This window comes from Lactobacillus gallinarum DSM 10532 = JCM 2011 (assembly GCF_001434975.1).
Classification (GTDB): Bacteria; Bacillota; Bacilli; order Lactobacillales; family Lactobacillaceae; genus Lactobacillus; species Lactobacillus gallinarum.
The window spans coordinates 1-11,468 of record NZ_AZEL01000080.1 but is presented as its reverse complement, the minus strand read 5'-3'; the positions used below and the strand labels follow the sequence as shown (position 1 = coordinate 11,468).

10 protein-coding genes and 2 pseudogenes are annotated in these 11,468 nt (G+C 33.6%); 5 read left to right on the top strand and 7 right to left on the bottom strand.

Features of this window, described 5'->3' with window-relative positions; genetic code table 11:
- Window positions 1-335: pseudogene (locus tag FC37_RS10370) on the top strand (transposase); the annotation flags it as partial.
- A gap of 163 nt (window positions 336-498) precedes the next feature.
- On the opposite strand, the gene FC37_RS09675 reads toward FC37_RS10370, so the two are convergent.
- From FC37_RS09675 to FC37_RS09645, 7 genes and pseudogenes are all read right to left on the bottom strand, one after another.
- A complete protein-coding gene (locus tag FC37_RS09675) occupies window positions 499-1,701 on the bottom strand; it encodes a hypothetical protein (protein ID WP_025006387.1) in 1,203 nt (400 codons plus the stop codon).
- A 309-nt stretch (window positions 1,702-2,010) separates the two neighbouring features.
- Window positions 2,011-3,546, bottom strand: coding sequence for an RNA-binding domain-containing protein (locus FC37_RS09670; RefSeq protein WP_025006388.1), 1,536 nt, complete (start codon window positions 3,544-3,546; stop codon window positions 2,011-2,013).
- Between the two features lie 448 nt (window positions 3,547-3,994).
- A pseudogene (locus FC37_RS10365) lies at window positions 3,995-4,534 on the bottom strand (SDR family oxidoreductase); the annotation flags it as partial.
- 12 nt (window positions 4,535-4,546) lie between these two features.
- Entirely contained in the window at window positions 4,547-5,152 is a 606-nt protein-coding gene (locus tag FC37_RS10360) for a hypothetical protein (RefSeq protein ID WP_025006390.1), read from the bottom strand.
- A gap of 36 nt (window positions 5,153-5,188) precedes the next feature.
- Window positions 5,189-6,394, bottom strand: coding sequence for a hypothetical protein (locus tag FC37_RS09655; protein ID WP_025006391.1), 1,206 nt, complete (start codon window positions 6,392-6,394; stop codon window positions 5,189-5,191).
- A 161-nt stretch (window positions 6,395-6,555) separates the two neighbouring features.
- Entirely contained in the window at window positions 6,556-7,446 is an 891-nt protein-coding gene (galU, locus tag FC37_RS09650; protein ID WP_025006392.1) for a UTP--glucose-1-phosphate uridylyltransferase GalU, read from the bottom strand.
- A 146-nt stretch (window positions 7,447-7,592) separates the two neighbouring features.
- On the bottom strand, window positions 7,593-9,629 hold the full coding sequence (locus tag FC37_RS09645) for a glycoside hydrolase family 68 protein (RefSeq protein WP_056945636.1): 2,037 nt from the start codon (window positions 9,627-9,629) through the stop codon (window positions 7,593-7,595).
- Between the two features lie 144 nt (window positions 9,630-9,773).
- Here FC37_RS09645 and FC37_RS10525 point away from each other — a divergent pair, with 144 nt between their 5' ends.
- The 4 genes from FC37_RS10525 to tnpC all read left to right on the top strand — a co-directional run.
- Complete coding sequence (locus FC37_RS10525) at window positions 9,774-9,950, top strand: hypothetical protein (RefSeq protein WP_004897518.1); 177 nt, start codon at window positions 9,774-9,776, stop codon at window positions 9,948-9,950.
- Entirely contained in the window at window positions 9,947-10,294 is a 348-nt protein-coding gene (gene tnpB / locus FC37_RS09640; RefSeq protein WP_035434607.1) for an IS66 family insertion sequence element accessory protein TnpB, read from the top strand. The genes FC37_RS10525 and tnpB overlap by 4 nt, the downstream gene beginning before the upstream one ends.
- 64 nt (window positions 10,295-10,358) lie before the next feature.
- On the top strand, window positions 10,359-10,589 hold the full coding sequence (locus tag FC37_RS09635) for an IS66 family transposase (RefSeq protein ID WP_005725993.1): 231 nt from the start codon (window positions 10,359-10,361) through the stop codon (window positions 10,587-10,589).
- A partial coding sequence (tnpC, locus tag FC37_RS09630) for an IS66 family transposase (RefSeq protein ID WP_236697325.1) occupies window positions 10,543-11,468 on the top strand: 926 nt, incomplete at its 3' end. The genes FC37_RS09635 and tnpC, both read left to right, overlap by 47 nt.

Sequence of the window (11,468 nt, the reverse complement as noted above, 5' to 3'; positions counted from 1 at the left end):
TTCACCAGCAAGCCAATAAAGCAGCTGCTATTGATGTATTGCATGCCTTCTATGCCTTCTATGCCAAATGGAACAAGAGTTATAATCATGTCATAAGAAACCTGAAAGACATCGAGCCGGACCTGCTGGTCTTCTATAATTATCCTAAGCAGATCAGAGCTTCAATTTACTCTACCAACATGATTTAAGCTTTTAACAACGTCATTAAGCGCAAGGCTAAGCCTAAAGCAGAGTCTCCGACTGAACAGTCGCTTGATACTTTTATTGGCATCCAAGCAATGAGTTACAATGACCGCTACTTCAACCGAATTCACAAAGGCTTTGGTCAGGTTTAGGACACCTTAGAATCTTACTTTGATTAAATAAAGAATAAAAAATCAATCTATGAGAAAGATCTATTTACACAAAAGATTTGACAGTTTCTAACGAAAAGGCAAATTAAAAGAACTTTATAATTTTACTATTAATATTTTCGGATAAATTATTATCAATTTTTTATTACCAATATCTGTCACTTTCAATTTCTAGCGAATCTTTTAAATACTCTTTCAAATCTTTACTATAATCCCTCTTACCCAGGATTTCATCTTCTTTGTGGATAGTTGGATCAAGCCAAGATGCTTTTTGTAAAATCCAGTCTTTATACTCCGGATCTTTGACTGTCTTAGCATATTCTCGAATTTGTTTTGAAGTTTTATAGTCACGTGCTTCAATTATTAATTTTTGAACCTTTTTCTTTTCGTCATTAATATGCTCAGCTCTTTGTATTTTCCGTTCCTTTTCTTCCTTTTGTTTTCGCTCTTCCTCTTCTCTAACAAGACGCTCCTTTCTTACAGAAATATACTCTTTATAAAATTCAATAATTATCTGAGATATCTTATCTTCCAATTTTCCTTTATTGGTATCTCTTATATAAGCATGATAGGGATAACTATCAAACTTTATTCTGAATCTTCCATTATATGGATGATCATATTTTCTAATTCTAGGTTTATAAGCTAAATCTGGATCAATCATTCGCTTTTTCTCATATTCATTCAATTCCGCTTGCTCTTCTTTAGTTATCCTATGGTCTATATTATCTTTATACTCTGAAATACTAAAAGGAACCTCGTCCTTTCCACCAATAATTATTGTAAAATCATCTTTAACTTCTTCACCTAGTTGATCAAATATCAAATAAATCCTGTCTAACAACCTATATAATCTAGGAAGTTCTTTAGGTGAGATATCATCCATAAATTTAGGCTTTTGTTCATCCGAATACCACTTATACCATTCATATGAATGGTCATCGTAAGGGTTCTCTTTCTTCCAATTCTGAATACTTTTCTTAAAATTTCTCACCTTGGAACTCAAAGACTTTTTAGATGAATACTTAAACTCCGCTAATACTTGTTCTATCTGCTCAATTTTTAAAGGATCATTTAATTCTTTTAATTCATTTTTGATGTCTTCATTTTCATCGCTTGTTCGAAAATAAATAATATCAGTTTCAGCAATTGGTAAAGGTTTTATAAGATTTGAAACATCTCTTTTCATCTTTAAATACATTCTGTATTTTGGACCAGGAATTGGAATATTATTCTGATGACAAAAAGAGCTAAATTGATTGTAATTTATATGATATTTATCAGATAGATCTTTTAGACTATTCTTTAAAAGCTCATTATATAGTTCTGTTCTAGAAAATTTTTTCATTTAGCCTACATCTCTTATCTACTTCAATAAGCTGACTATAATACATTTTCATTTTATTCTTTATCAATTAAAATTGCATAACTTTCGCTTTTACTAAATTCACATTATTATCTAAATTTTATGGCTCTTTGACAAGATAAGAAACTATATTGACCGCAGATCTATCACTCATCCGAACATATATGACAAAATTTTCCCAATCTTGTCATATAACTAATTATTCCAAAAAAAGATAGACAAAAACAATGCCATGTTCCTGCCTACCTTTATACTTAATAACAAGCCCTATGAGAAAAAAGGTTCAAATCATTATAAATTCTTTTCCATATTCTTCAATCTCATTATTCTATCTACTTGTTCTTGTTCACTGGTCTTTTCTAACTTATACACAGTAGACTTACCGTTTCCTTCTGAAACTAAAAGCTTCTCATCCAACAAGTGATTAAATCTTTTTCTTACGGTACTGTTACTTCCAAATTTATCATTCATATCTTTAAACATTTGAGAAAAGCTAAATTTAGATTTTTGAATGGCATAATCAATGATAAATTTTTCAGTTGGATCCAAAACCATCTCATCATCAATTTTAGTTCGAATATCTATTTTCCAAATCCTTATCTTTGTAATCTTATTGGTTGAATCAATTTCTATTTCAGGTTCCATCAAATGGTTTCTACTTGCAGCCCTTAAAATTCTAGGTCCTCCGCTGGCCTTCTTTTCTGAAATACCAATTCTTCTAAATAAAGTAGCGATCTCTGAATTTCTTACTTCAGACTTTTGACCACGTAAAAACGATTCTCTACTGACTCTCATATCGCCTGGATTAGTAAATTCCCAATAACTTGGGCGATCCTCAATTTGAATTGCTATCGTACCATCATAATAAGCATGCATTAAACAATTAACTAATGCTTCCTTGGCTGCAGATCTTAAATCAGCAACATAACTGCCTCTTGTCAATTCTTCATCTTGAGTATATTTGTCATTAATATTAGAAGCTATTCTAGGTAAGACTACATTATAAAACGAATAAATATTCATTTCTGGATAGTTCATATCACCTGCTGAAACACGATCAATCCAATCAGTATCACCATCTTTAGCATATCTTGTATAGTCTAATTGAAATCTAGGAAATCGGTCCATTATCGACATAAATTTACCGAAAAACAACAGACCGCCTTCCGTCATTTTATAATTTCTATTTGAGGAACGCCTATCACGTCTTAATACTCCAATATCTATCAAAAGTTCACGATCTAATTTAGACACACTATCTGCACCTTCTAATTTTTCTAGCTTTTTGCGATAATCACTAAGATCTTCTAGATTTAAGTCACTATCCCAATCAAAATTCTCAAGCAATCTAGTATCTACCTGATCTTGGCTTTCAGCATATAAATACTTCAATTGATCATGAGTGGCTAAGCGATCACCATCATCAGTTCTCATATAAGTTTTACCCTTAGCATTAATGGGCTTATCAGAAAACTGAGCAGGAAATATTTTAATTTGAATTAATCTTTTACCCTTAAATGTAGTTATTTTAACATCAGAATTTTGAATTACAGGCTTATTGATTACAGTAGAGTTGCTATTATCGTTAAACAATTCTTTTATTACATCATCAGGGTGATCAACACCTACAATTTTATAATGATGTGGTGTTGGTTCATCTACACCTAATACAATAAGACCACCATCTGTATTAGAAAATGAGCTTATTGTTTCCCATATACTTTTAGGCAATTTCCAACTAGCCTTTTTGAACTCTAAATGTAAACTCTCTTTTGGAGTTGTAAATTCAATTGCATCTACGTCTTTAACAAAATTAATAAAATCCATAAATTCACCTGTAAGTAAAAGAAAGAAAAAAGAAAGAAATACTGTTATATCAACATTTCAAGTTAGTTTTATCTTTATAAAAAAAGAAAAAGAAAAGTATTGACATTTGTATCATTTTGTGTGTTGTAAGAGCCGCGATATAATTTATAACTTTAATAATTATACCTTGAAATCTAAAATCACCCAAATTGATAAAAGTTAACAAACAACTAAGAAATACATTCCAATTAATTTAGCTCTGGTTAATTGCATAATAGGTAAGAGGTGGCTTATAAACTATAAAATATAATATTAAGCATTTTAATTGTAGGATTAAAAGATATCATAAAAAGATAGATAAAAATGTCTCTATAATTTTTCCTGTTGATAACTGATCTTCACGTTAAGCTGCTAACAGCTTTTTTATTGCATAAAAAAAGAGACCATCACGGCCTCCTTAATCCTTATTCTACTTATTATCTAATTCATCAAAGAAGCCTTGCTTCTTCAAAATTTCGAGGTATCGACTCACAGCATCGGTCCACACCGGCAATGGCTTAAAACCATTCTTCACCAACTTGCTCTTATCGAGGCGTGAGTTGAATGGACGAATTGCTTTGGAGAAACCATATTCAGCAGTGGTAACTGGCGTTACCTTGGTGTCGTAACCAGCTTGACGGTAGATTTCCTTGGTAAAGTCGTACCAAGAAATGTAGCCGGTCTTAGTGCCATTTTCATCATAACCGCTTTCTGTTGCTGGTAATTCAGAATTGGTTGCGTGGTAATAACCGTACTTGTCAGTTTCGATCATGTCGACGAGCAAGCGAGCCAAGTCAAAGGTGTAAGTTGGCGTACCGATTTGATCATCAACAACCTTAACTTCATCATGGTTAGAACCAACCTTGAGCATAGTCTTGATAAAGTTAGAACCGTTAACACCGAATACCCAAGCGATACGCACGATAAAGTATTTGTCCAAAGTATCGGCAACAGCCTTTTCGCCGCCAACGTTCAGTTTTAATCACTTAAAAGCCGTACATGCAGCAATAATAGTAGAAATTATGCTGCTAATATTACTTACACTATTGGAGCCTAAAATATTCTGCAATTTATTCCAAATTTTCTTCAATTTTCCATAGGATTCTTTTTTTTCAGTGCTCTCTTGTAATTCATCCAATGTTTTATAAAAATCGGGATTATAATCCTCTGCTTTCATATACAACAATTTTAAATCATTGATTTTCTCAATTGTTTTTAGCAAAGCAGAATAATCCACTTCATTTTTACTTTCAATAATTGAATTATGATCTCCTTGTTGCAAATTAGTAACAGAAACTGCTGAATTAAAATTATTTTGATAAATGTTCGTCTGTTCTTTTTTAGCTGAATAATTTAATTCTTTTAAATATTCAGTACCTGCCGGCGTAAGATATCCTAACCAAAAGTCACCACCAAAAAAGAAATCACACCTTACTAAATATCCCTGTTTTTGCAACTTATTAGTTATATCAAAAGCGTATTTTCCCCACTTTTGTTGTAATTCTCGAGCAAGTTGAGAACTGGTACTGGGATTTATATTATTTTTCGCTTTAGTCAATACATCTTTTTCTATTGTTCTAATGTCCAATTTAATCTCCTTAAGCTAAAATATATTCCATCTCCATCACCAATCATACTCATCCTCAATTTTCAGCAAATCATCCAAATATTCTTTCAAATCTTTACTATAATCTCTCGATTTTAAAATTTCATCATCCTTAGCTACAGTCGGATCAAGCCAATCTGCCTTCTGCAAAGCCCAATCTTTATATTTTCCATCTGAAATTACGGCAGCATATTTCCTAATCCGCATTGCAGTTTGATAATCACGTGCCTCTGTTACTAATCTTTTAACACGGGTCTTTTCATCATTAACACGCTTAGCTCTTTGATTTCTCCGCTCTTTCTCCTCTTTTCTCTTTCGTTCTTCGTATTCCCGCTCTAAGCGTTCATTTCTTACACTTATGTATTCCTTATAAAAATTTATAATTATTTCAGGGATCTTATCTTCTAATTGTCCTTTATTCGTATCTTTGACATATGCGTGATATTGATAATCCTTAAATTCTATCTTTAGCTTTCCATTATATGGATGATCGTACTTTCTTATTCTAGGCTTTATCGCAAAATCAGGTCTTATCTTCAAATCTATTTCATATTCGTCTAGGTCTTTCTGTTCTTCTTTAGTTATTTCATGCTTTACTCGATCTTTTAATTCTAAAACATCAAAAGGAACCTCATCTTTACCACCAATAATTACTGTAAAATCATCTTTAACTTCTTCACCTAATTGATCAAGAACTAAATAAATTTCATCTAATATTCGATATAATCTAGGCTTTTCTTTTGACGAAATATTTTCCATGAATTTTGGCTTTTGCTCATATGAATACCCCTCATACCATTCATACGTATGAATATCACCAGGATTACTTTCTTCCCATTCTTCAACACTCTTTTTAAAGTTCTTTACTTTATTACTCAAAGGCTTTTTAGACGAATATTTAAAATTAGCCAATACTTGCTCTATTTGCTTAATTTTTTGTGAATCATTTAAATCCTTTAACTCACTTGCTATATCAGTGTCTTTGTCATCTTCTGTTTCAAAATAAATACTATCGTTCTTAGCAGTGGGCAAAGGTTTAACTAATCCTGTAACATCTCTATTCATTTTTAAATACATTCGATATTTAGAACCAGGAATAGGTATATTATTCTGATGACAAAAAGCACTAAATTTAGCGTAATTTATATGGTATTTTTCAGATAAATCTTTCAAAGTATTTGTCAAAAGTTCATTATATAGTTTCGTTCTAGAAAATTTCTTCATCTTTGTTATATTCCTTTTTCATTTAAACCAACACAATATACAACCATATTATATCCATTTTAGATATAAAAAAACTCCAGCCCACCAAAGTCTGGAGTTAGTCTTAACAAAAAGGTTATTCAAAATATTATACACCACTTCACGCAATGCAACGCAACTAATTATTCCTTTTCAAGTTGCTTACCTAAATCGATAATATACTTCTTCAAGGCATCGCGAGTTTCAAGGTGTCTTAATCCATATTGGATTGAGGTTTCAAGGTAACCTTCCTTGTTACCTACATCGAAGCGTTGACCTCTAAATACATGAGCAAATACTCGTTGAGTCTGGTTCAAAGTATCGATGGCATCAGTTAATTGAATTTCACCACCGCGACCTGGCTTTTGATTCTCAAGAATTTCAAAAATTTCCGGTGTAAGCAAATAACGTCCAATAATTGCAAAGTCACTTGGTGCCTTATCAACAGCAGGTTTTTCAACAAATTTCTTTACGTTGTAAAGATCTTTATCCACCTTACCCTTGCCTTCAGGATCAATCACACCGTACTTGGAAACTTCCTTATGTGGCACTTGCATAACAGCAATTGTGGATGCATGAGTTTTATCATAATCGTTCATCAATTGCTTAGTTAATGTAACTTTATCTTTCATTAAGTCATCACCAAGCATAACAACGAATGGTTCTCCTCCCACAAAGCTACGTGCACGATAAATTGCGTCACCCAAGCCAGCTGGATGCGGTTGACGAGTGTAATACAAGTTAACTCCTAAATTAGTAATATCTTGAGTTAACTTCAATAATTTAACTTTACCGGTCTCTTCCAAATCTTGTTCAAGTTCAGGATTAGAATCAAAATAGTTCTCAATTGCACGTTTATTCTTTCCAGTAACAATCAAAATGTCTTCAATTCCGGCAGACTTAGCTTCTTCAACTATAAATTGAATTGTTGGCCTATCACCGATAGGCAACATTTCCTTAGGCATAGCTTTAGTAGCTGGTAGAAATCTAGTGCCTAATCCTGCAGCCGGAATGATGGCTTTTCTTACTTTCATAATTAACTTCCATTAGTAAAATTACTACACTAATAATAACAAAAATATAATGAATTTATCGTTTTATGCATATATGCACGTATTATTAATGTGATGAAAAAATTCCACTTCATTCAAAACAGAATAAGTGGAATTTTTAATTATTATTAAGCTTTATCAAACCAGCTGTGCTCAGTTGGTTCACCTTTTAAATGAGCACCACGAATATTCTTAGCAATCATAGACTTACGCTTACTCTTCTTATCATAAACCCAATCGCCTTGTGCAGTAGCAATATTCTCTACTTCAGTGGTATTATCAGGATTAATTTTTACTAAGAATGCTGGTGCCATGGTTGAACGCTTATTAGGACCAGACGCAAAACCACGATTAGTCATGTAAGAAGTAATCAAAACTTCATTCTTGCTTCCATTTACGGGAACCGCATAGTATGAATAAGTTGAAGTTCTCCAATTAAACGGAACACTGGCAACCAATACTCCAGCATCATCATTAAGCGGCTTATAACCATAAGTCAAATGATCAGAAACCCAACCAAGCATGGCAACGTTATCGCCAACTTCATTATCAGCTCTTTGCCATAGATCATCACCAGTACCGCGGTTTAAACGAGTAGTAGCAAATAGGTAGTATTTGCCATTCATTGGAATGATGTTTGGTCTTTCAATTTCATCAGAAACCATCAAACTGTTAACTAATGGTGGTAATACTGCAACAACTTTCGGATTATTTTCATTCTTGGTTAAACGAATAATACCTATTGCTGCGTTGGCCCAAGTTGCACGACTAGTCATATCTTGGTTAGCTGTAACCTTTAAGAAGTTTTCCATTGCTTCTTTAGGAGTACCGCCATAATTTTGCCACTTATAAACTTGCTCTTCACCTTGATAGTTATCCTTACCAGTTGAAGCTTCAAAAACTAAATAACGAGTTCCCTTAACGGAAATTACATGTGCATCACGCATAGCAATGTTATCTGCACCTTTATTCGTAGATTTCCATTGATTATAAGTTTGATATTGTTTGCCATCACCTGTAAATAATACATGACGGTGACTTCTTTTAGCGATCTTTATTGTATTTTTCTTTTTGTTAACTTTAAGTTTTAAGTTAACAGTAGCAATCTTTTGATGGTTAGTATTCTCACTAGTATCTACATCTGCATAAAATAATTGAATACTGCCATCTTTATTCACTGTAGCCGAACCAGACCACTCTTGGCTAGTTTCTTTAGCATTAAAGCCAAAAACAGGTCCTGCACATTTCCAATGATTAAAGTTATTATCATTATACTTATTATAAAGTAAGTAAATATGTGCATCATTTTGATTAGGAATACCCATCATTGCAATCATTAATTGGTATCCTTTGTAATTAACTACTCGTCCAGTCTTAGCATCTTGTACTGGCCATGAATCCCAAATCTCTAATTCTGATTCTGCTACTTGACCAGTTTGCGCATCACGAGTAACAGTTGCCGGCATATTTTTAATCTTTTTAGCGTTAAAGTACGGTACTCTATAACGCTTATCTTGATCAATCATCTTTTTGGCAACGCCAGCATATTGTGAATAGCTCCAGTGTGTACTGGTATCGACAGTATCATTCTTAAAGTTAATCTTTCTGATTGCAGTTAATTGATCTAAATTTAATGTGCTTGGATCAATATCTGCCAATTTTAGAGTTTGTAATGCTTGATCAGTTAATTGATAATTATTCGTGTTACTATTTGTTACAGTATTAGAATTTGAATTATAAACTGTATTATCAATTGATTGATCAACATTATTTTGTTGAACGTTTTGACTGTTCTGTGTATCTTGATCTTGGTCAGTTACATTAACCTCATTGGTAATATCCATATTACTGTTTTGGTTATTTGTTTGACCATTTTGATTAGTATCATTAGTAACGTTTGTATTATTGGTCTGGTTTTCCGTTTGATCAGAATTACTATTGTTAGAATCTGATTTTTTATTATCTTGAGTTACGACCTCATTATTCTCAGTAGTTTGGGCCTGTTTAACATCAGTAGCTTGATTATTAGTTGTAATAGCTTCTTCTTGATTTGAAGTAGGCTGTTCAGTTACATCAGCATATACTGTCTTTTCGTTAGTCATAGTGAATAAACTAAGTAGAACTGCTGCAGATGCAAATGTAACTAAGGTCTTCTTATTATTCATATTTGTCTAATATTCCTCCGTTATCTCATCGCCAAATAATTATAATATACATTGTTTTTTTGTAAGCGTCAAATAACCGGGTATCTGTTTTAGCCTTCATTTTTCAGGTATTCTAATCTCATCAAATTAATGGAGGTTACGAATATGATCGAAAAACAACAACCCATTGTGGCACTTGGACATTCAACTAAGCCTAAAAAGGCTCGTCCACCACGTAATAATTTATTGCTTAATCTAAAAAAGGATGACTTAGAACTGAACTTCTACAGTAGTTTAGATACTGAAATTATGAATAAGCTGCTTGAGAAAGTCTTATCATGATTAGGCTCAGTGATTTGGGTCAAGTCTATATCGTTTGCGGCAAGACGGATCTGCGTAAAGGCATTGATGGACTAGCAACTTTAGTCAAAGAACAGTTTGAACTTGATCCTTTTAGCGGCAAAGTCTTCCTCTTTTGCGGCGGAAGCAAGGACCGCTTCAAAGCCCTTTATTGGGACGGACAAGGTTTTTGGCTGTTATACAAAAGATTTGAAAATGGAAAATTGAACTGGCCCAGGAATCAAAATGAAGTTCAAGCTTTATCTTCTGAGCAGGTCGACTGGCTAATGAAGGGCTTCGCAATCAATCCAAAAATAAAGAACACGAAAGCGTGCGAATTCTACTAACACTTGACATCGCACGCTTTTTTGATATTCTTTTAACTAATAAATTTAGGAGGAAGTTTAACTCATGTCACAAGAAAATTTGGAAAAGATTATTGCACAACAAGCAACTACTATTCAAAACTTAACTGATGAAATCAAGCTCCTCCGTGAACAAGTGGCTTACTTAACGCAAAAACGTTATGGCAAATCTTCAGAACAAATGCCTTTAAATGGACAAACAAGTCTCTTTGATGAACCTGATGCTCAAGATGACGGAGAACGTCCCCGACGCCGCCGTTCAGACTATTACTTATAAAAGACAAGCTCACAAACGAAAGCGTGCTGACTTACTAGCTGCCCTTCCAGCTGAAGAGGTTCACCATGAATTAGGCGACAAGCATTGTCCTGATTGTCATCATGAACTGATTGAGATAGGCAAGCAGTCAGTTCGCCAAGAATTATTGTTTATCCCAGCTCAACTTAAAAGGCTAGACCATATCCAACATGCTTACAAATGTAAATATTGCAGTCAAAGAAATTATAGCGACAAGATCATTAAAGCTGCAGTACCTAAAGCTCCCCTAAACCATGGTCTAGGTTCAGCTTCACTCATCGCTCATTCACTCTATCAAAAATATGAAATGAAGGTGCCGGACTATCGCCAAGAAAGCGACTGGAAGAAGATGGGACTAAAAGTTTCAAGACAGATGTTAAATTATTGGGATTTGAAAAGCAGTCAATACTACTTTAAACCAGTGTATGATCTGCTTAAGCAAAAGCTGTTAATGCGGCCAATTTTACATGCCGATGAAACTTATTACACAGTCTTAGAAAGTAAAACAATCAAGACTTACTATTGGGTCTTCCTTTCAGGCAAACATGATCAATACGGGATTACACTCTATCATCATGATCCTTCCCGGAGTGGCAAGGTTGCCTTAAACTTTTTAGGAAACTATCCCGGTTATTTGCACTGTGATATGTGGCAGGCTTATGAGCAATTGCCGAAAGCAACTTTAGTTGGCTGCTGGGCTCATGTTAGAAGAAAGTTTCACGAAGCCGTACCACAACAGGCTTCTGAAAAGTCCCTTGCCCAAAAAGGACTCAACTACTGCAATCGCATGTTTTACTTAGAACAAACCTGGGAGAATTTAAGCAAACAAGAGCGTTACCAGCTAAGACAAGAAAAACTTAA

Coding starts and splice junctions, on each gene's coding strand:
- FC37_RS09675 (WP_025006387.1), bottom strand. CDS start 1,701: ATGAAAAAATTTTCTAGAACAGAACTATATAATGAGCTTTTAAAGAAT.
- FC37_RS09670 (WP_025006388.1), bottom strand. CDS start 3,546: ATGGATTTTATTAATTTTGTTAAAGACGTAGATGCAATTGAATTTACA.
- FC37_RS09655 (WP_025006391.1), bottom strand. CDS start 6,394: ATGAAGAAATTTTCTAGAACGAAACTATATAATGAACTTTTGACAAAT.
- galU (WP_025006392.1), bottom strand. CDS start 7,446: ATGAAAGTAAGAAAAGCCATCATTCCGGCTGCAGGATTAGGCACTAGA.
- FC37_RS09645 (WP_056945636.1), bottom strand. CDS start 9,629: ATGAATAATAAGAAGACCTTAGTTACATTTGCATCTGCAGCAGTTCTA.
- FC37_RS10525 (WP_004897518.1), top strand. CDS start 9,774: ATGATCGAAAAACAACAACCCATTGTGGCACTTGGACATTCAACTAAG.
- tnpB (WP_035434607.1), top strand. CDS start 9,947: ATGATTAGGCTCAGTGATTTGGGTCAAGTCTATATCGTTTGCGGCAAG.
- FC37_RS09635 (WP_005725993.1), top strand. CDS start 10,359: ATGTCACAAGAAAATTTGGAAAAGATTATTGCACAACAAGCAACTACT.